The 20,314-nt window shown below is 62.7% G+C and carries 19 protein-coding genes; 8 read left to right on the forward strand and 11 right to left on the reverse strand.

Translation table 11 applies throughout. The features are described from left to right. Positions 1-10 precede the first annotated feature (10 nt). Positions 11-2,026: an AsmA family protein gene (locus BUA36_RS24540; protein WP_072788437.1), complete on the forward strand. Its 2,016-nt coding sequence runs from the start codon at positions 11-13 to the stop codon at positions 2,024-2,026. Positions 2,027-2,032: 6 nt separating this feature from the next. Here BUA36_RS24540 and BUA36_RS24545 read toward each other — a convergent pair whose 3' ends face one another. From BUA36_RS24545 to BUA36_RS24565, 5 genes are all read right to left on the reverse strand, one after another. After that, a complete protein-coding gene (locus BUA36_RS24545; RefSeq protein ID WP_072788439.1) occupies positions 2,033-3,367 on the reverse strand; it encodes a sigma-54-dependent transcriptional regulator in 1,335 nt (444 codons plus the stop codon). Next, positions 3,364-5,157 (reverse strand): sensor histidine kinase, encoded by a 1,794-nt coding sequence (locus tag BUA36_RS24550; RefSeq protein WP_072788441.1) that lies wholly within the window; start codon positions 5,155-5,157, stop codon positions 3,364-3,366. Before BUA36_RS24550 ends, BUA36_RS24545 begins: the two co-directional genes overlap by 4 nt. Positions 5,158-5,191: 34 nt before the next feature. Then, positions 5,192-6,187: a porin gene (locus BUA36_RS24555; RefSeq protein WP_072788443.1), complete on the reverse strand. Its 996-nt coding sequence runs from the start codon at positions 6,185-6,187 to the stop codon at positions 5,192-5,194. A 27-nt stretch (positions 6,188-6,214) separates the two neighbouring features. Beyond that, positions 6,215-7,462, reverse strand: a complete 1,248-nt coding sequence (locus BUA36_RS24560) for a dicarboxylate/amino acid:cation symporter (RefSeq protein WP_072788445.1) — start codon at positions 7,460-7,462, stop codon at positions 6,215-6,217. 219 nt (positions 7,463-7,681) lie between these two features. Next, entirely contained in the window at positions 7,682-8,614 is a 933-nt protein-coding gene (locus tag BUA36_RS24565; RefSeq protein WP_072788447.1) for a LysR family transcriptional regulator, read from the reverse strand. 113 nt (positions 8,615-8,727) lie between these two features. Here BUA36_RS24565 and BUA36_RS24570 point away from each other — a divergent pair, with 113 nt between their 5' ends. Beyond that, positions 8,728-9,474, forward strand: coding sequence for an SDR family oxidoreductase (locus BUA36_RS24570; RefSeq protein ID WP_084560321.1), 747 nt, complete (start codon positions 8,728-8,730; stop codon positions 9,472-9,474). A 2-nt stretch (positions 9,475-9,476) separates the two neighbouring features. Here BUA36_RS24570 and BUA36_RS24575 read toward each other — a convergent pair whose 3' ends face one another. Continuing rightward, complete coding sequence (locus BUA36_RS24575; RefSeq protein WP_072788448.1) at positions 9,477-10,451, reverse strand: ribonuclease T2 family protein; 975 nt, start codon at positions 10,449-10,451, stop codon at positions 9,477-9,479. A gap of 155 nt (positions 10,452-10,606) precedes the next feature. Here BUA36_RS24575 and BUA36_RS24580 point away from each other — a divergent pair, with 155 nt between their 5' ends. Further along, positions 10,607-10,867 carry a hypothetical protein gene (locus BUA36_RS24580; RefSeq protein ID WP_072788449.1) on the forward strand — a complete coding sequence of 87 codons (261 nt, stop codon included), beginning with the start codon at positions 10,607-10,609 and terminating at the stop codon, positions 10,865-10,867. 57 nt (positions 10,868-10,924) lie between these two features. On the opposite strand, the gene BUA36_RS24585 is transcribed toward BUA36_RS24580, so the two are convergent. Next, positions 10,925-11,797: a LysR family transcriptional regulator gene (locus BUA36_RS24585; protein WP_072788450.1), complete on the reverse strand. Its 873-nt coding sequence runs from the start codon at positions 11,795-11,797 to the stop codon at positions 10,925-10,927. Between the two features lie 97 nt (positions 11,798-11,894). Between BUA36_RS24585 and BUA36_RS24590 the strand changes: the two genes are divergently transcribed. The 3 genes from BUA36_RS24590 to BUA36_RS24600 all read left to right on the forward strand — a co-directional run bounded on the left by BUA36_RS24590 (position 11,895) and on the right by BUA36_RS24600 (position 13,935). Next, positions 11,895-13,280, forward strand: a complete 1,386-nt coding sequence (locus BUA36_RS24590) for an MFS transporter (RefSeq protein ID WP_072788451.1) — start codon at positions 11,895-11,897, stop codon at positions 13,278-13,280. Further along, the gene (locus BUA36_RS24595; protein WP_072788452.1) at positions 13,268-13,483 is read left to right on the forward strand and encodes a 2-hydroxymuconate tautomerase family protein; all 216 of its coding nucleotides are present in this window, start codon (positions 13,268-13,270) and stop codon (positions 13,481-13,483) included. The genes BUA36_RS24590 and BUA36_RS24595 overlap by 13 nt, the downstream gene beginning before the upstream one ends. 137 nt (positions 13,484-13,620) lie before the next feature. Continuing rightward, entirely contained in the window at positions 13,621-13,935 is a 315-nt protein-coding gene (locus BUA36_RS24600) for a hypothetical protein (protein WP_072788453.1), read from the forward strand. Here the strand turns inward: BUA36_RS24600 and BUA36_RS30830 are convergent. From BUA36_RS30830 to BUA36_RS24615, 3 genes are all read right to left on the reverse strand, one after another. Further along, the gene (locus BUA36_RS30830) at positions 13,910-14,299 is read right to left on the reverse strand and encodes a response regulator (RefSeq protein ID WP_072788454.1); all 390 of its coding nucleotides are present in this window, start codon (positions 14,297-14,299) and stop codon (positions 13,910-13,912) included. The two genes, BUA36_RS24600 and BUA36_RS30830, sit on opposite strands and share 26 nt — an antisense overlap. A gap of 106 nt (positions 14,300-14,405) precedes the next feature. Beyond that, positions 14,406-15,542 carry a sensor histidine kinase gene (locus BUA36_RS24610; RefSeq protein ID WP_072788455.1) on the reverse strand — a complete coding sequence of 379 codons (1,137 nt, stop codon included), beginning with the start codon at positions 15,540-15,542 and terminating at the stop codon, positions 14,406-14,408. 144 nt (positions 15,543-15,686) lie between these two features. Further along, the gene (locus BUA36_RS24615) at positions 15,687-16,421 is read right to left on the reverse strand and encodes an SDR family NAD(P)-dependent oxidoreductase (protein WP_072788456.1); all 735 of its coding nucleotides are present in this window, start codon (positions 16,419-16,421) and stop codon (positions 15,687-15,689) included. Between the two features lie 111 nt (positions 16,422-16,532). Between BUA36_RS24615 and BUA36_RS24620 the strand changes: the two genes are divergently transcribed. Next, entirely contained in the window at positions 16,533-17,462 is a 930-nt protein-coding gene (locus tag BUA36_RS24620) for a LysR family transcriptional regulator (protein ID WP_072788458.1), read from the forward strand. Here BUA36_RS24620 and BUA36_RS24625 read toward each other — a convergent pair. Then, the gene (locus BUA36_RS24625; RefSeq protein ID WP_072788460.1) at positions 17,459-19,981 is read right to left on the reverse strand and encodes an excinuclease ABC subunit UvrA; all 2,523 of its coding nucleotides are present in this window, start codon (positions 19,979-19,981) and stop codon (positions 17,459-17,461) included. The two genes, BUA36_RS24620 and BUA36_RS24625, sit on opposite strands and share 4 nt — an antisense overlap. A gap of 153 nt (positions 19,982-20,134) precedes the next feature. On the opposite strand from BUA36_RS24625, the gene BUA36_RS30835 reads away from it, so the two are divergent. Further along, a complete protein-coding gene (locus BUA36_RS30835) occupies positions 20,135-20,308 on the forward strand; it encodes a hypothetical protein (RefSeq protein WP_167544331.1) in 174 nt (57 codons plus the stop codon). The last annotated feature ends 6 nt before the right edge of the window (positions 20,309-20,314 follow it).

A 20,314-nucleotide genomic window follows, 5' to 3' on the forward strand; every position in this document is an offset into this window, starting at 1 on the left:
CATCGGTGCCATGAAAAAATCGCGCCCACTCAAAATCGTACTCGGCCTGTTCGCCACGCTCGCGCTGGTGCTGGTAGCAGTCGTGATCTTTATTCTGACCTTCGACTGGAACCGGGCTCGCCCCTGGATCAACCATCGTGTATCCGACAGCATCGGCCGCGAGTTCGCCATCAACGGCGACCTGCGCGTCCACTGGGAGCAAGGCGATGCCACCGAACCGGGCTGGCGGCGCTATGTGCCGCGTCCACGCATCAGCGCGGCCAACGTCAGCATCGCCAATCCGGCATGGACCACAGCCGGTCCGCAACTGGCCAGCGTCGGCAGCATCGTGGTTGCCGTGCACCCGCTGCCGCTGCTGCACAAGGAAGTGGTCATCACCGATCTCGAAGTGGACAAGGTAACGGTCGCCGCGCAGCGCCGTGCGGACGGCAGCAATACCTGGACCTTCAAGGACAACGGCCCATCCGAATGGGAGGTCGATATCCAGCGCCTGTCGCTGGGTGAAGGCGACCTGCGTTATCTGGACGACGGCATCAAGCTCGATCTGCGCGCCAAGGCCAGCGGCATCAACGAAGGCGCCGATGCCCAGAAATACGGCCTGCGCTTTGACCTCAGCGGCAGCTACCGCAACGCGCCAGTCACCGGAGGCGGCAAGGTCGGCAAGGTGCTGACGCTGCGTGATGAGCACAGCAACTTCCCCGTACAGGCACAGGCCAACCTGGGCAAGAACAAAATCGCCATCGAGGGCCAGATCACCGATCCGCGTGCGCCGGCGGGGCTGGACTTGAAACTGTCGCTGGGCGGCGCCAGCATGGCCGACCTGTATCCGTTGACCGGCGTGCTGCTGCCTGAAACGCCGCCTTATGCCACCACGGGCCGTTTGATCGGCAAGAAAGCCGGCGCTATCTGGAACTGGACCTACAAGGACTTCAGCGGCACGGTCGGCGGCAGCGACCTGGAAGGCACGCTGGCCTACAGCCCGCGCAAACCACGTCCGCTGCTGACCGGCGCCGTCACCTCCCGCCAGCTGCGACTGGAAGATCTCGGCCCGACCATCGGCGCTGAAAGCAACGAGAAAAAAGCCAATCGCGGCAAACCGCAGAATCAGCCGGACGACAAGGCGCTGCCGGTGGAACAGTTCAATACCGCCAAATGGGATGCGCTGGATGCCGACGTCAAATTCACCGGCAAGAAGCTGGTACGCACGCACGATATCCCGCTGCAGGACATCGAAACGCACATCAAGATGAACAACAAGGTGTTGACGCTGACGCCACTCAACTTTGGCATGGCCGGCGGCGACATCACCTCCAACATCAAGCTCGATGGCCGCCAGAAGGTAATTGACGCCCAGGTCCGCATGGCCGCGCGCCATCTGAAAATTCGCCAGCTGTTCCCGAAACTCGAATCGATGCAGGCCAGCGTCGGCGAAGTGAGCGCCGACGCAGCGCTGGCCGGCAAAGGCAACTCCGTCTCCGCCATGCTGGCCACTTCCAGCGGCGAAATGGGCGCCACCGTCAGCGAAGGCTCGGTCAGCAAGTTCATTCTTGAAGCGGCTGGCCTGAATATCGCCAATCTGGTGTTCGTCAAACTGTTTGGCGACAAGCAGATTCAGTTGAACTGCATGGCCGGCGACTTCGTGGTGGAACACGGCAAGGCGGAAGCACGCCGCTTTGTGGTCGATACCCAGGAAGCTGTCATCAACGTCAGCGGCAATGTGGACATGGCCAAGGAAACCCTGGACTTCGACGTGCGCCCGCACACCAAGGGCGTACGTATCATCTCGCTGCGCACCCCGCTGTATGCGCGCGGCACTTTCACCAACCCGGATGTCGGACCGCAAAAAGGTCCGTTGGCGCTGAAAGCCGGTGCGGCCGTGGCGCTGGCTACTGTCGTCAGCCCGATAGCGGCCGTGATCCCGCTCATCAATCCGGGCAAGGTGGAGCCGGTGGACTGCAAGGCGCTGCTGGCAGAAGCCAACCAGACCCGCAGTGAAGCCAGGACCGCGCCGATCAAGAAGCATTAAGCCGCACTAAGCCTTGTAGCCGTCGGAGCTCAGGCCGTATTTCTGCATCTTATAGTACAGCGTCTGCTTGGGAACGCCCAATGCCAGGCTCACCTCACTAACGCTGCCGCCGGCCTTGCGCAACTCCTGCTCAATCACGGCGCGCTCGAAGCCGCCGACCTGGTCGGCCAGCGGCACCGAGGTCTGGCTGCGTTCGGACAGCAATCCATCCCCGCCGCTCGCCAGGCCAAGCACAAAGCGTTCGGCGATGTTGCGCAGCTCACGCACATTGCCCGGCCAGTGATGCGCCATCAGCGACTGCATCAGCGGCCCCGGTACTGGCGGCGCCTCGCGCTTGTAACGCGCAGCGGCGCCCAGCACAAAGTGCTCGAACAGCAGCGGAATGTCTTCTCGCCGCTCACGCAATGGCGGGATGTGCAGCACGATCAGGTTTAAACGGTAATACAGGTCGCTGCGGAATTTCTGCTGGTCCGACCACTCCTTCAGGTCCACCTTCGAGGCGGCGATCACGCGCAGGTCCACCGGCACCGGGCTGTTGGAACCCAGTCGCTCCACATAGCGTTCCTGCAGCACGCGCAGCAGCTTGACCTGCAAGGCCATGGGCAGGCTTTCGATCTCGTCGAGGAACAGCGAACCGCCGTCCGCATGTTCGATCTTGCCAATCTGTCGCCTCGACGCGCCGGTGAACGATCCCGCCTCGTGTCCAAACACTTCGCTTTCAAAAATGGTTTCCGGGATCGCACCGCAATTGAGCGCAACGAAAGGCCGCTGGCTGCGGCGGCTGAACTGGTGAAGGCAGCGCGCCACCATCTCCTTGCCAGTGCCGGTTTCGCCGTAGATCAGCACATCGGCCGGTTCGTCGGCCAGATTCAGAATCATCTGCCGCAGTTCGCGGATGCCGGCAGAATCGCCCAGCAGTGTCGCCTCGATGCCCTCGCCATGCGCGATGCGATGGCGCAGCGCCGCGACCTCCAGGATCAGCCGGCGGGTGTCCAGCGCCCGCTGCACCACATCGGTCAGCTGCTCCGATGAATACGGCTTGGGGATGAAGTCATACGCACCGCTGCGCATGGCGCCCACCGCCATGCTGATATCGCCATGGCCCGTCACCAGCACCACTGGCACCTGCACATCAATCGCCTTGACGGCTGCCAGAAAATCCAGGCCGCTCATGCCAGGCAGACGCACATCGCTGACGATCACGCCGGCAAAGCCCGGTGTGACCTGCGCCAGCGCCGGCTCTGCGGCGGCAAACGCTTCGACCTCAAAGCCCGCCAGGTCCAAGGCCTGCGCACTGCCTGCGCGCACACTGGCGTCGTCTTCAATCAATAACACTTTCATATTGTCTCCTGCTCCACCAGCGGCAAGGCGATGACAAACCGGGCGCCGCCAGCGGCGGTGACTTCGGCGCGCAATTCGCCGCCGAACTCACGGACGATCTGTTCCGAGATCGCCAGGCCCAGTCCCAGTCCCTTGCCCTGCGGCTTGGTGGTGAAAAATGGTTCAAACAAATGGGTCAGGATTTCTGCCGGTATGCCGGGACCCGTATCCGCCACGCCGACCAGCGCCCACGCGCCATCGCGCTCGACACTGACAGTCAGCTGGCGCGTTGCGCAATCGGCCATCGCGTCCAGGGCGTTGGTGAACAGATTGACCAGCACCTGCTCCAGCCGGTTGCTGTCGCACAGCGCATGCACGTGCTGGTCACGCACCGCCATGCGGAAGTTGACGCGTTCCTGTTCCACACGCCGCTCCACCAGAAACAACGCCGCCGTGATGGCTGCGGCCACCGGCACCGCCGTCAGGCTGGTATCGGCTTTGCGTGCGAACTGCCGCAACTGGCCAGTCAGCACACCCATGCGGCCAACCAGTTGCGACACCGTGCCCAGATTGCTTTTGGCCTCGTCCAGCCGTCCACGCTCGATCAGTACGCGGGCGTTGTCGGCCATGGTCCGCAGGGCCGTCAGCGGCTGATTCAGTTCATGCGTGATGCCGGCCGCCATCTGGCCGAGCACCGCCATTTTTCCCGCCTGTACCAGCCCGCTCTGCGCCTGCCGCAAGTCCTGCGCCATCTGGTGCAGGCTCGCGGTACGCTCGGCCACCTTGAGTTCCAGCTCATCGTTCGCGCGCTGCAAATCCGCGCGTGCGCGTCGCCGCTGCAAGCCATACAGCACCAGCATCAGCAACAAGGCTTGCAGCAGCAAGGCAAACACAAACGCCGCGCGGGCGCTGTTACGCGCGCCGCTCAGGTCCGACAGGTAGACGAAGCGCCATTGGCGCGGCGCCAGCGAACGGCTCTGGCTCAACACGGCCACATCGCCCGCCTGCGGCAGCGCCACCGTGGCGGTACCGCCGTTCATCTGACGCAGCGTACGCATGTCCAGCGGCGTCAACTCATGAGAAAAATACTGGCGCGAAGCCGCCAGCTCACGCAGCGCTGCCGGGGGCAATGGCGCCAGCGTGTGGTACTTCCACTCCGGCACGGAACTGAGGAACACCACGCCGTAGGCATCCGCCAGCAGCACCTTGTCGGCGCTCTGCATCCAGCCCTGCTCCAGCCGCTCGATATTCACCTTGACGGTGGCCACGCCGAGCATGCGGCCATCGCGGTAAATGCCGTGCGCAAAAAAGTAGCCCGGCTCACCGCTGGTGGTGCCCACACCGTAAAAGCCGCCCGGCTTGCCGCGCAAGGCATCGCGCACATAGGGCCGGAAGGCGACGTTATCGCCGACAAAACTGTTCGGCGAGCGCCAGTTACTGGCCGCCTGCGTCACACCTTGCAGATTGACGATGTAGATGGTGGTGGAACCGGACTGGCGGTTCAGCTGCTCAAGATAGGTGTTGACCTCGCCGCGCAGCGCTTCGTCGCCAGGGTGCTGCAGCAACGCCAGCACGTCCTTGTTCAGCTCCAGGGTGCGCGGCAGGAAATCATACTTGGACAGCAGGTTTTCCAGGCTGACCGCGTAGGTGTCGAGCCGCTGTTCGCCGGCCAGTTGCGCCTTCGACATGGCGGCATCGCCAGCCCAGCGGCCGGCAAAACCGGCCAGCGTCAGCGCGACAGCCAGCGCCAGCGCCCACAACGCCAGCCTGTGAACCGGCCTTGCCGGTCTGGCGGCGTGCGATGCTGCCATAGTGTCCCCTACATGATGTTATTTTTTATTAGCATTAAAACACGTGCCTTACACCTAGATTAACACCAGTGGTACCCGACCCGGTATCCGCAGCAGTACCTACGTGGAAAGCCGCAGTACTACTGTTGCGTATATGCCCATAAGCTGCATATATGTCGGTACGGCGGGACAAGGCATGGCTGTAACCCAGCGCCGCCTGGACCGCATTGCGCTGCGCCGACGTGGTGTCGTGATGGCGGATGACAGAGGCGAACAGCCTGTCGGCGCCGCTCATTTGCGCACTCACGCCCAGCATGGTGTCGTGGCTTTCACTGCCCAGCACATCGCGGTTGCACGCGTGCGCCAGATGGCCGGTGACGTCGCCAAAGCGGTAACGCCCCACCAGCATGGTGTTGCGGCTATGCGCCGACGCCGTGGCGTTGTCGCGCTGCTGGTGGGCCAGCGCAATGGTCAGCGGGCCGTTTTCGTAGGTGCCGCTGGCGCCGATGTAGCGGTTGGCCGCGCTGTTACCGGCCGTCTCGCCAAAGCCATACTGCACATCCGCACTGAAGCCGTGGAAGCGTGGCGTGATGTATTCCACCGTGTTGTCGACGCGCGTGGTGTCGTCAAAAATGTTTTGCGCATTGCCGGCCATACCGGTGGCAAACGGATCGGCGACATTGTTCAACGTTTTATAGAACGGCGTGTACTGGTGGCCGACGCTGAGCGCGCCCGCTTCGCCGGTCACGCAGATCAGGGCCTGGCGCCCAAACAGCGCGCCGTTCTGCTTGGCCGCACCGGTGTCGATCGAATAGCCGTTTTCCAGGATGAAGGTCAGTATCGTACCGCCGCCCAGGTCTTCCTTGCCTTTAAAGCCCAGCCGCGAGCTGGACGCCACGCCGTTTCCAAGTTTCTGTACAGCGCCGGCGTCGCCGCCGCGTTCCAGTACTAGGCCGGCATCGGCAACGCCGTACACGGTCAATGACGATTGCGCCTGCGCGCCCAGCGATACGACGGCCAGCGCGACGGCGCTGATGACATGCTTCTGCATCTGTGAGTCTCCAGTTGTGATTATTATTTATTTCGCGGGTACTTCTTCATCCAGCGCGCCTTCCCACTTGGCGACGACCGCAGTGGCCACGGCATTGCCGACGGCGTTGGTGGCCGAGCGGCCCATGTCGAGGAATTGGTCTATGCCCATCAACAGCAGCAGGCCTGCTTCGGGAATGTGGAACTGGTTCAGCGTGGCAGCGATCACCACCAGCGAAGCGCGCGGCACGCCGGCGATGCCTTTCGACGTCACCATCAACAGCAGCAGCATGGTGATCTGCGTACCGAGCGACAGGTCGATGCCGTAAGCCTGGGTGATGAACAGCACGGCAAAGGTGCAGTACATCATCGAGCCATCCAGATTGAAGGAGTACCCCATCGGCATGACAAAGCTGGAGATTTTGCGCTTGACGCCAAACTGGTCCAGCGCTACCAGCAGCTTGGGATACGCGGCCTCCGAACTGGCGGTCGAAAACGCCAGCAGGAACGGTTCGCGTATCAGCACCACCAGGCGGAATACGCGTTTGCCGATAAAGGCAAAGCCGCCCAGGATCAGCAGCGCCCACAGGCACGCCAGCGCCAGATAGAAGCCGCCCATGAATTTGGCGAAGGTCGCCAGGATGCCCAGGCCATTGGTGGTAATCACCGATGCCATGGCGGCAAACACCGCCAGCGGCGCCAGGTTCATGACGGTGCCGGTGATGCGCAGCATGACTTGCGCCAGCTGATCGATCACGCCGGTGAGCTGGCGGGCCGAGTCGCCCAGCGCGCCGAGCGCACCGCCGAAGAAGATCGCAAAGACCAGCACCTGCAGGATTTCGTTATTGGCCATCGCCTCGATCGGCGACTTCGGCACCATGTGGGCGATAAAGTCCTTGAGCGTGAAGGCCGAGGTTTTCAGGCCGGTAACCGCATCGGCGGGCGGCAGCGGCAGGCCAAGGTGCGCTCCCAGCTGCATCATGTTGGACAGCAGCATGCCCAGCAGCAGCGAGATCAGCGAGGCGACCACAAACCAGGCCATGGCCTTGATGCCGACCCGGCCCGCCGTTTTGGCGTCACCCATGTGGGCGATGCCCACGGTCAGCGTCGAAAACACCAGCAGCGAGATGATCATTTTGATCAGCCGCAGGAAGACGTCGGTGATGATGGAGATATGCGCGGCAATGTCAGCGCTGAGCTTGCGGTCCTGGATGGTTTCGTGGCAGCCGTAGCCGACCAGTACGCCAAGCACCATGGCCAGAAGAATATAGATGGTAAGGGGACGTTTCTTTTTCACAGCTTCTCCGCTTTTATAGTTGTAAGCCCGGCAAGTGCCGTGACTGGGAGGCGGAATAGCAATGGCTGTGCCAGCGCACGGCTGCGCCGCAAGCCATTGAAAAGAAAGGAGATTCCCGTGAGAAACAGTACTAGACGAGGCTAGTCAGCCCAGCAATCTGGACGCGCAAAAGGCGGTTTCTATGAAAAGTTGGACGAGCGGCCGCGCGGTGGGCGGCGATTACCGGCCGTGGCGGAAGCGCGCCGCGTAGCCGCTGGCGCGGAATTGTTCAACCATGTGGTCGACGAAAACCCGTACCTTGGCCGGCACCAGCTTGCGGCTGGAATAGTAAATCGACAGCGGACGGGTTTCGGCAAACCAGTCGGGCAGCACGCGCACCAGCGCGCCGCTATCGAGCAGCGGCAAGGCATGCGGCATGGGCAGCATGCCGATACCCATGCCGCATGCCGCCGCGTGGGCGATGGCTTCCGGATCATCCAGCACCAGCACCGGACGCACGCTGGCGACCACTTCGTCGCCGGACGTGTTCTTCAAGGTCCACGGCACCAGCCGGCCAGTGCTCAGGGAACGCCGCAGCAGGCCGCGATGCCGCGCCAGGTCTTGCGGCTGCTCAGGCGCCGTGTGCGCCTTCAGATACACCGGCGACGCTGCCAGCACAATGTCCACCCGCGCCAGCTCGCGTGCAATCAACGCGTCGGTCAGTTCGATGCCGCCACCGATGCCGACATCGTAGCCCTCGGCGATCAGATCCACCTGGCGGTTATCGAAATGCAGATCCGGCACCACGTCCGGGTAGCGGCGTGCAAACTCCGGCAGCAGCGGCAAAAAATACTGCCGCCCGACGGCATACGCCAGCGACACCTTGAGCGTGCCGGCCGGCTTGCCCGCGCCCTGGCTCAGGTCCGTCAGCGCGTCGCCGATTTCACTCCACGGCAGCCGCACCTGTCCATACAGCCGTTCGCCATCGGTGGTCAGCGCCAGGCTACGGGTGCTGCGCTGGAACAGGCGCACGCCGAGCCGCAGCTCCAGCCGGTTGACGCTCTTGCTGACCGCAGCCGGCGTCAGCCCCAGGCGGCGCGCGGCCGCAGAGAAACTGCCATCGTCGGCCGAGGCGATAAAGGCATCGAGATAGCTGCTGAGTTCGGTAAACATGGGTTCATCTTATACCAATGGTTGAAACTGTAGGCGATATTTCATGACTACCGCGACAAGCTGGGCGCGACCATACTGTGTTCATCAACCAACCACTCCCGAAAGGAAACATCATGAACACCACCAAACTTGCAGGTAAAGTCGCTTTCATCAACGGCGGTTCGCGCGGCATCGGCGCTGCCACTGCCCGTCGCCTGGCGGCGGAAGGCGCGAAAGTCGTGATCGGCTACGGCGCATCGGCCATCGCAGCGGAAGCGCTGGTCGGCGAAATTGAAGCGGCCGGCGGTACCGCATGGGCGATCAAGGCCGATGCCGCCAACGCCACGGAACTGAGCAACGCCGTCAACGCCGCGGCTGACCGCTTCGGCCGCCTGGACATCCTGGTCAACAACGCCGGCGTGCTGCACCTGGGTCCGGTGGACCAGTTCTCGCTGGAAGATTTCGACCGCACGCTGGCGATCAATGTGCGCGCCGTGTTTGTGGCCTCGAAAGCCGCTGTGGCGCATATGAAGGATGGCGGCCGCATCATCAACATCGGCAGCACCAATGCGCAGCGCATGCCGTTCCAGGGCGGCGCGGCTTATGCGATGAGCAAATCGGCGCTGGTCGGCCTGGTCAAAGGCATGGCACGCGACCTGGGTCCACGCAACATCACCGTCAACAACGTGGCCCCTGGTCCGATCGATACGGAAATGAATCCGGCGGAAAGCGACTTCGCCACCGTCATGCACGGCCTGATGGCCTTGCCACGCCACGGCAAAGCCGAAGAAGTCGCCGGCATGGTAGCCTATCTGGCTGGTCCGGAAGCGGGCTTCGTCACCGGCGCCGACCTGCTGATCGACGGCGGCTTCGCAGCGTAAGCTCAGTGCTTGCCGGCTGCCTCGACGTAGACTTCGTCGGCGCAGCCAACGGCGCGGGTGCCCGCAGGACGGGCATTCGCGACCATCTGCGGCAGATCGCGGTCGGTGGAGAACTCCACCGGCAGCGACACACGGATCTCCTGCAAATACTTGTGCTGGGTGCAGACCAGCGTAATCGCCTCCGCCACTTTCTCGCCGTAGCGCGCTTTCACGCGGTCAAAGAAGTCGTTCACGCGGAAGCTCTTGCCGGTGTTACCCAGCACGATCTTGCCCACTTCCGAATCGTTCACCACGCGCACCGCCGATACGGCTTTGAGGAAGTACTCATCCGGCGCCAGCGACTGGCACTTGCCGTGCTTGTTCCACTCATACGCACCGAAGCTACGCTCGTAATAGAAGTTGGGCATCCATGGCGCGATCTTGTCGATGGTGTCCTTGCTGAGTTCAAACGGCTTGCCCTGGCAGCTGCCATACTGCGTGCCGCATTCTTTCTTGTTTGGCCACAGGCCGTGCAGGCTCAGCGTTTTCGCCTCCAGCGCGCCGCTGTTCATCGCATCGCATTCCGGCTTTTTGCCGTTATATCTGGTGTGTTCGCAAAAGCCGGGTTGCCAGGTGATCGCCAGCACATAGCTGTCCTGCTGGTTCGGCAGCGAGCACACTTCGCCCGCCGTGCCTTCCGGACGCGGCGCCGGCTTGTCGTCCAGCGCGGGCGTACCGCATGCACGCTGGACCCAGCGCAGCGATGGCTCAGCGCCGGGCACCTCGACGCGGACCCAATCGTAATCGGTCTTGTTGATCTCGCGGACGGTGTAGGCCTTGCCGGCGCTGACCTTGACGTCGCCGGGATTGCTGCTCTTGGCGAAAGATGAAAAAGCTTCGCAGCTTTTGGTGGCGGTAAAACTGCCGGTGGCGGATTCACTGGCGCTGCATTCGAACGCGGTAAAAGCCAGTAGTGCGACAGCGATATAGCGGCGCATAGGATCTCCAGGGGAGTGAAATGAAGTGCCAGCATTTTACCGGGGTTTGATACGCGGGTAGTAGTCCTACAAGCGCACTGCGGGCACGCCGACATTACGCTGTCTCAGGCATAGCTAAGATGGCAATCAGATCTTTTCCCACAGGAGAATCCAACATGAAACAGTTACATCTGACCGGCAAGCTTGCTTGTGCTGTTGTTGCCTTGGCCGCTGTCATCAGCGGTTGCCAGAAAAAAGCCGTAGACAATCCACCAGTGCCCGAAGCCACGCCAGCGCCAGCAGCGGCGCCCGCCACGCCACCGACCACGACGCCTGAAGGCATGACGCCGGCCAATCCAAATGCTCCGGCAGCGGACGCGCCAACCCAAACGCCGCCGCCAGCCACGACCGAACCACCGCCACCCGCCACGCGTTAATCTGCTCGCCGGGAGCACGTGCGCCAACACCGCAGCCTTCGGGCTGCGCTGTTGGCTTTAGCGCGTTTGGATAGCGCCGAAGAATGCAGCAAATGCATCGCGCGCGGCATGCTGCGTGATGTCGCTGCGCCACACCAGCATGGTCTGGACCAGGGCGCTTTCGGGGGCCAGCGTATGCACGCGTATCGATTCCGCCAGTCCGCGCTGCCGGATCACTTCACGCGGCATCATGGCCACGCCCATGCCTGCCGCCACACAACCAATGATGGCCTCGAAGGTACCGAATTCCGCGATCCGCGCCGGCGACACGCCGCCTTCGGCAAACCACGCCTCCAGACGACGGCGGTAAGAGCAGCCGCTACGGAAGCCCAGCAAGGTGCGCTTGGCCACGTCCGACGGCGATGTCACAGGTGGATGCAGGCTGTCAGTCAGCAGCACCAGTTCTTCTTCAAACACGGGTAATTGCGTCAGTTCCGGCCTGTCGACTGGCGCCGCCACCAGCGCCACATCCACCTTGTGGTTCAGCACCGCCTGGATCAGATAATCGCTGGGGCCGGTATCGAGCAGCAGGTCCACCTGCGGATACTGGCGGTGGAACTGGCCCAGCACCAGCGGCAGGCGTGCCGCCGCAGTGGTTTCCATCGAGCCGATCTTGAGCTGGCCGGAAGGCTGGCGATCACCGCGCATGGCTTCCTGCGCCTCGTCCGCCAGTTGCAGCAGGCGTTCGGTGTAGGCCAGCAGGCGCGCACCGTCTTCGGTAATCAGCATGCGCCGTCCGGAACGGTGGAACAGGCTGACGCCCAGCGATTCCTCCAGCTGGGTCAGCCGCGCCGACACATTCGATTGCACCCGGTTGAGCCGCGCGGCGGCCTGCGTGACGCCGCCCTCCTCGGCCACGGTTTTGAAGATACGCAGGGATGAGAGTTCCATATCATTCTCAATTAAAGAATTGTTGATTCAGTATAATTCATTTTTCATGATGCTTGATCTGGCCTATATTGGCAACATCGGATCAAGGAGCTGCGTCATGAAAACCACACCGTCACTGGCCATACTGCTGGCATGCAGCTTTGCCTTCATCATCGTCCAGCTGGACGTCACCATCGTCAACGTAGCGTTGCCGCAGATCGGCCGCGAACTGCAGGCAGGCGTGAGCCAGCTGCAATGGGTGGTGGATGCCTACACGCTGGGCTTCGCGGTATTTCTGCTGTCGGCCGGCGCGCTGGGCGACCATTTCGGTTCGCGCCGCGTGTTCCTGAGCGGCTTTGCGCTGTTCACCCTGGCTTCGCTGGCCTGCGCCATGGCGCCCGATGCACTGCTGCTGAATGTCGCACGTGCCGCGCAAGGCATCGGTGCGGCGCTGCTGGTGCCGAGTTCGCTGTCCATCCTCAATACCGTCTACGCACACGACCGCAAGATGCTGGCGAAGGCCATCGCCTGGTGGACAGCCGCAGGTGGCGTATCGATCGCGGCCGGACCGGTGCTGGGTGGCTTGCTGATGTCGGCCCTGGGCTGGCGTAGCATCTTCTGGGTGAACATGCCCATCTGCCTGATCGGCTTCTGGCTGACCTTGCGCGTGGTACCGGTGCTGCATCACAGCGGACCGGCACGCAATTTTGATGTGCCGGGGCAGATTCTGGCTGTGATCGCGCTGACCGCCTTCATTGGCGCCGTGATTGAAGTGCAGGCGCCGGGCCTGACGCACATCGCCGTGGTCAGCGCGTTTGTGGTGGCGCTGATGGCTGGCGCGCTGTTCATCCGTGTCGAACGCCGCAGCGCCGGGCCGATGCTGCCGCTGCAGCTGTTCCGGCAACCCGGCTTTGGCCCGGCGGTGCTGTTCGGCGTGTTCGTCAACTTTGCCTACTACGGCGTGATCTTCATTCTGAGTTTTTATCTGCAAAAAGTGCGCGGCTTCTCCGTGCTGCATGCGGGCCTGATTTTCCTGCCGCTCACCGCCACCTTCCTGTTTTCCAATATCGTCAGCGGCTGGGCGCAGGCACGCGTCGGCTCGCGCCTGCCGATGATTGTGGGCGGCCTGATCGGCGCCAGCGGCTACGCCTTGCTCGGCCTGTTTGGCATCTCGGCTTCGGCCAGCTTCTGGGCCATGCTGCCCGGTCTGGCGCTGATCCCGGCTGGCATGGGCTTCGCCGTACCCGCCATGACCACGGCCATTCTGGCTTCGGTCGAAAAGCGCCAGGCGGGCACGGCATCGGCAGTTTTGAACACTGCGCGCCAGGTCGGCGGCGCCATGGGCGTGGCCGTCTATGGCGCGCTGGTGGCGGCGCCGGAAACCGCGACTGTACTCCACGGCATCGAAATCGCCATGACCGTGTCCACCGCACTACTGCTGGCCGGCGCCCTGCTGGCCTGGCAAACCAATTTTAACCAAGGAGAAAAGCTATGCCATTCGTAAATATCCGCATCACCAATGAAGGCGCAACTGCCGAGCAAAAGCAGGAACTGATTCAGGGCGTGACCGACCTGCTGCAACGCGTGCTCAACAAGAACCCGGCCACTACCTTTGTCATCATCGACGAAGTGGAAACGGACAACTGGGGCATCGGCGGCCAGAACGTCACCACGCTGCGCCAGCGTGCAGCAGCCGCCAAATCCTGACGCTGGTTCAAAACGAGATGTGCAGTTTGCCGATATATTTCCATCGCGCGGGCTGCACGATTGAAAGCTGGCCGTTTGGAACATTGTTTTCGATAGACTGCAATGACAACCTATCAAACATTAAGCCAGAGGCCATCATGCACCATCACTACGATCCCAACCGTCTGCTCGATCACATCTCGCACCGGCTCAACCTCAAGAACGATGCCGCCCTCGCACGGACGCTGGAGGTGACTTCGCCCATGATCTGCAAAGTTCGCAAACGCCACTTGACGCTGGGCGCCTCGCTGCTCATCCGCATCCACGAGGTGACCAATTTGCCGATCCGCGACCTGCTGGACATGGTAGGCGACCGCCGCCAAAAATACCGCCTGTCGACCGCACAGGGGCGTCCCAACGCCGGATCGTCCAATCAATCAGGCAACGCTAACGCAACGGACCTGATGCGGTGAGCAGGGTATCGAGCAGCACCTTAAACTCGGCCGGCTTGGTCAGATGCAGGTCAAATCCCGCTGCCAGAATGCGGGACTTGGCCCTGTCATCGTTCCAGGCGGTGTAGGCAATGAGCACCGGCTGCGCGATCTGGTCCATTTGCCGGATGCGGGCAGCGACCTGGCAGCCATCCATGTGGGGCATGCCGATATCCAGCAGCACCACCTCCGGCCTGAAACGCGATAGCGCAACGAGCCCCTCCTGTCCGCCGTATGCCACACACGTCGCGTAATCATGCAGCGTCAGCATCTCCGCCAACAGGTCGGCAGCATCCGGGTGGTCGTCGATAATCAATACCCGACGTTGTGTACGCCCTTGTGGCATTACCGCTCCCTTCGGAAAGTCAGCGATGACCGGTAAGCCATGGTATGCCGTGGAGGCCGCTGTATTGTCAGCGGCCTGCGCTGTCGGCGGTAGGACAACACGCCGTTCAGGCCGTGCCTGAGGTATGGACATACGGTCGGCAGTCGACGGGGATATCGATGGTAAAGGTAGTGCCGGTTTCCGCAGCGCTGTCCACCGACACGCTGCCGCCATGCCCCTCCGCCACGCTGCGGACAAACGGCAGGCCGATACCCCAGCCGTCGGCCAGATTGCCTTCGCTTTCACGCCGCAGATACTCAAAGATTCTATCGCGCTGCTCTTCGATAATGGATTTGCCCTGATTGTGGACACTTAAAATCAAGCGCCCCAGAATCTGCTCCGCCTTGATCCGCACCCCCTGCCCATCACCATATTTCAGTGCGTTCGACACCAGGTTATCCAGCGCGCGGTGGAGTGAGTTGCGGCACCAGTAGCCGACGATGGGTTCGGCGATGGTCTGCACCTTGTCCTCATCAACAAAATTGAATTCCTGCGCGACCGATTCGATGAGCGGCTTGATATCCAGTTCTGCGATGACCATGGGCAGCTTGATGGCGCGTTCAAAGGTCAGCGTTTCCACCAGTTGGGTCAGCATGTGCTCCATGCGCTTGGCGCCGGAGGCGATTTTGGTCGCCACGCGACGCACCACGGTCAGGTCTGAGGTCAGCGCGATAAGCTGGGTGCCGGCCAGAATTACGGACAACGGATTGCGCATATCATGCGACAGCGTCGCGGCCAGCCGTTCGCGGATCGCCTCGTGAATCAGGGAAAACTCGCGGATGGCTTCTCGTACGGCCGAGTCAATCGAGACCTCGACAATACGCCACTCCTGCGGCGAGAACTGCACGCCATTGCGAGCGGCGCCGGTAAAAATCGCGTCGCGAAACAGCTGATACTCCAGAATGACTTCATCTGCACGGAACGGTGTCATGCGCGCCCGTTCGCCACCATGGGCCGACATCGAGGTGGTGTTGCTGGTGCCATCTTCACGTGGATGAGACGGCGTCAGCGCCTCGGCGATGTTGTCGTAAAACGCCGGCAAGGTATTGACGAGTATGGGGCCGGACACCCCGTTTGCCTCATCAATGTGGTTGCGCACCTGGCTTTCCCATATGGCAAAGACATCGTCGCGCATTGCCAGCATACCCCGGGAGGTGGCCGACAGATCTTTATCATCCAGTTTTTGATCAGTCGCCAACGTCATGTCCGCGCTCCGGCTGGTGGTCCAAGCTGTCACAGTAACAGCAAGGTTAGCCGGACTTGGTGAGTCAACGCACCAAACGCAGGCCAGGCGCGAACAAAGCGATGGCCGCAGCGCGCCTGCCGGCCATCAGACAGCTACGTTCAGTTACCAGGTGCCCGCGGTGGCGCCGCCATCCACGGGCAGAATGGCGCCGGTGGTGAAACTGGATTCCGTCAGATACAGCACGGCGTCCACCACATCCTGCGTCACGCCGGTCGTACCGGTCGGCGCCAGCGTACGAAAGAACGACTGCGTTGCCTCATCTTCACTGTGCATCGGCGTGGCGATAATGCCTGGCGCCACTGCGTTGACTTTGACATTGGACGCCGCCAGCTCCAGCGCCAGGCTGCGCGTGGCGTGATTCAGGCCACCCTTGATGAGCACCGGTAGCACGGCCGGTATTTTGGCCGTCGGCTGCATCGCAATGCTGGCGGTGATGGTGACGATATGGCCCGACCGGTTTGCCGCCATATGTGCGGCCGCAGCCTGCGAGGGATAAAAGAAGCCCTTCAGATTGGTGCTGACGATGGACTCCAGCTCATCCTCGGTGTAATCGGCAATCGGCCTGGCGATGAAGATGCCGGCGTTGTTAATCAGGATATCGACTTTGCCGAACGCCTCCACTGCGCGTTCGAACAGTGCGTTGGCGGTGGCGCGCTGCGAAATATCGCCCGGCACCAGCAGGAAGTTGGATGGGCTGCCCAGCCTGGCCGCAGCAGCCTTCAGGCGTTCCATCGTACGGGCATTGCCGACCACGTTGCAGCCACGTTGCAGATAAGCCGCCGCAATAGCAAAGCCGATACCGCTCGAGGCGCCCGTCACGATCACAGTCTTGTTCATGGTGTGTCCTTTCAAAGGTTGGGTAAGTGAGGCCACTATACTTTTGCTCCCGACCTTGATAAACAGCCTGAAAAACAAGACAATTAATACACCATGTAATCAATCAAGCCCATGAAACGCCAATTCGATGACGTGCTGCTCGGCAGCATAGAACTGTTCTGCCTGGCCGCTGAGCTATCCAGTTTCACCGCCGCAGCGACGGCCGCCGGTGTGACGCCTGCCGCCGTCAGCCGCTCCGTCTCGCGGCTGGAAGAACGTTTGGGCGTGCGGCTGTTTGTACGCACCACGCGGCAGATTCGCATGACCGACGCTGGCCGCGTCTATTTCGAGCAATGCCGGCAGGCGCTCTCGCAACTGAGCGAAGCGGAACGGCAGATCAGCGGCGCGCAGGTCAAGCCTTCCGGCCCGCTGCGCATCAGCGCACCGACACCGTACGCCCATTACCGTCTGCTGCCGCTGCTGGGGGAATTCCGCCGCAAGTATCCGGAGGTGACCATCGACATCCACGTCAGCAACCGCAACATCGACTTTGCCGACGAAGGCTACGACCTGGCGATACGGGGCCGCGATCCCGCCGACTCCAGTCTCATCGCACGCAAGCTGGAAGATGCGCAACTGGTGCTGGTCGCCACACCCGCCTACCTCAAGCGCGCCGGCAGACTGAAGTCCCTGGACGACCTGGCCAGACACGAATGCATACAGTTCGACCTGCCCAGCACGGGCAAGCGCATCCCATGGTCCTTCCTGCGCGATGGCGAGGTGGTGGACATCGTCACCGAGGGTGGCCTGTGCTGCGCGGAAGATGTCCTGGGCATCGTCACACTGGCGCGCGCGGGTACGGGCGTGGTCCAGACCTATCGCTTCATCGTCGAACAAGACCTGGCCGACGGCACGCTGGTCGAGCTGCTGCCACAGCACGCCGGCGCCTCGCGGCCGTTCATCCTGCTCTATCCCCACGCGCGCCACCTGTCCCTGCGCGTGCGGACCTTCGTTGATTACCTCACGGGCAGGCTGCAGCCGAAGAAGTCCCGCGCAGGCTAGCTACGCTGTGTCAGCACGCTGTGCAGGTAAGGCGCGGTGCGGCTGGCGCGCACGCGCGCCACCTTGTCGGGCGGACCACAGGCGACGATGCGCCCGCCCTCCTCGCCGGCACCGGGACCGACATCGATCAGCCAGTCGCTATCGGCCAGCACCTGCATGTTGTGCTCTACTACGATCACGGAATTTCCCGCATCGACCAGGCCGTGCAGTTGCTGCAGCAGCAAATCGATATCCGCTGGATGCAGGCCGGTGGTCGGCTCATCCAGCACATACAGGGTGTCGCCACGGCTGGCGCGCTGCAGTTCGGTAGCCAGCTTGATGCGCTGCGCCTCGCCGCCCGACAGCTCGGTAGCCGGCTGCCCCAGCCGCAAATAACCCAGTCCGACCGCCTGCAGCACCGCCAGCGCATGCTGCAAGGCGGGTACGTCGGCAAAAAACTCCGCCGCCGCATCCACCGTCATGGCCAGCACCTCGGCGATATTGTGCTCGCGGTAGCGCACTGCCAGCGTGGCGGGGTTATAGCGCGCGCCATCGCACTCGGGACAGGGCGCGTAGACGCTGGGCAGGAACAACAGTTCGACCATGACGAAGCCTTCGCCCGAACAGTGCGGACAGCGTCCCTTGGCGACATTGAATGAAAACCGGCCGGCGTCATAGTGGCGCGCCCTGGCGGCGCGCGTACTGGCAAACAGCTTGCGTACATGGTCGAACAAGCCGGTGTAGGTTGCCAGATTGGAGCGCGGCGTGCGCCCGATCGGCTTCTGGTCCACTTGCACCACGCGGCGCACCATGTCCATGCCGTCGACGATACGGCCGTGCAGCGGGCCGTTGTCGTCGCGCTCTAGCAGATCTTCCTCGCTTTGCGCGGCCTGCGCTGCCGCCGGCTGCCCCAGTCCGGCCTGTACCAGTTGCAGCAACGCCTGGCTGACCAGGCTGGACTTGCCGGAACCGGAGACGCCGCTGACCGTGGCCAGCACGCCCAGAGGAAAGTCCGCATCCAGCGCTTGCAGGTTGTTGCGGCTGATGTCGCGCAACTTCAGCCATCCGCGCGGTAGCCTTGGGGTGCGCGGTTTGCGCGCCTGCAGATTGAACAGATAGTGCGCCGTGCGCGACTCCGCTACCGCTGCCAGTCCTTGCGGTGCGCCGCTGTACAGCACCCGGCCGCCGTGCTGGCCAGCCTTGGGGCCGACATCCACAATCCAGTCTGCATGGCGTATCACGTCCAGCGCGTGTTCCACCACAAACAGCGAGTTGCCGGACGCCTTCAGGCGGTCCAGTGCGCGCAGCAGCGCTTTGGTATCGGCGGGGTGCAGTCCGGCGGACGGTTCATCCAGCACATACACTACCCCGAACAGACTGGAACGCACCTGTGTGGCGAGGCGCAGTCGCTGCAATTCGCCGGGCGACAGCGTCGGCGTGGCCCGTTCCAGCTGCAGATAGCCCAGTCCCAGGTCCAGCAGCACTTCCAGCCGTGCCAGCAAATCGGCAGCGATACGCTGCGTGACCAGCTGTTTTTCAGGATGGCGGACGCGCTTGCCGGCAGCCTGTTTGATGGCAGCGTAAGGCTGCAGCAACTGCGCCAGCTGGCGCAGCGACAAGCGGCTGATGGCGGCAATATCGTGGCCGGCAAAAGTGACCGCCAGGGCCTCCTTGCGCAGCCGCTTGCCGTCGCACAGCGGACACGCCATGCTGACCAGATACTGCGCCACGCGCTTTTTCATCAGCGCGCTTTCGGTACCGGCAAAGGTCTGCAGCAGATAACGGCGCGCGCCGGTGAAGGTGCCCTGATAGCTGGGTGTCTCCTTGCGCTTGAGCGCGCGGCGGGTTTCGGCCGGCGTCAGCCCCGCATACACTGGCGCCGTCGGCTGCTCATCGGTGAACAGGATCCAGTCGCGCACTTTTTTGGGCAAATCCCGCCATGGCACATCCACGTCGTAGCCCAGCGTCACCAGGATGTCGCGCAGGTTCTGCCCATGCCAGGCGGTGGGCCAGGCGGCGATCGCGCGTTCGCGGATCGTCAGGCTGTCATCCGGCACCATCGAGCGCTCGGTGGCGTCGTACACGCGCCCCAGTCCATGGCAATGCGGGCAGGCGCCTTGCGGCGTATTGGGCGAAAACGACTCGGCATACAGCAGTTCCTGGCCGCGCGGGTAGTCGCCCGCGCGCGAATACAGCATGCGCAAGGAATTCGACAAGGTACTGACGCTGCCCACCGAGGACCGGGTGGTTGGCGTACCGCGCTGCTGCTGTAACGCCACCGCCGGCGGCAGTCCTTCGATGGCATCGACGTCCGGCACGGGCATCTGGTGAAACAGGCGCCGCGCGTAGGGCGACACCGATTCCAGATAGCGCCGCTGCGCCTCGGCGTACAAGGTGCCAAACGCGAGCGAGGACTTGCCGGAGCCCGAAACGCCGGTAAACACCACCAGCGCATTGCGGGGCAGATCAACGTCAACGTTGTGCAGATTGTGTTCGCGGGCGCCGCGCACGCGGACATAGCCGTCGAAATCAGTGGGCATGATGGAAGTCCAGGATGATCGAAGTCGCAGTATCCGTGCCCAGCGCACGCAGGTATGTACGGATACGCACGCCAGGGGTGCGCCGCCTAACAGACGGACCACCACCGGCGCTGCAAGCTGTATTCACCCCCACCCAACAACCAGGAGACGATCATGAGCAAACCCACACAAGGCGGCAAAAACGGCGGCAACAGCAAGCTGCAGGAAACCAAAGCCGGCACGCCGTCCACCGCCAAAGGCAACAAGCAGTCCGCCGCTTCATCAGGCAACAAGGGCAGCGCCACCAGCGGCGCCAGCAAAGCGGAATCGGGCTCCAAATCGCGCTGAAATCGC

Origin of the sequence: Duganella sacchari (genome assembly GCF_900143065.1) — a bacterium.
GTDB classification, from domain to species: Bacteria; Pseudomonadota; Gammaproteobacteria; order Burkholderiales; family Burkholderiaceae_D; genus Rugamonas; species Rugamonas sacchari.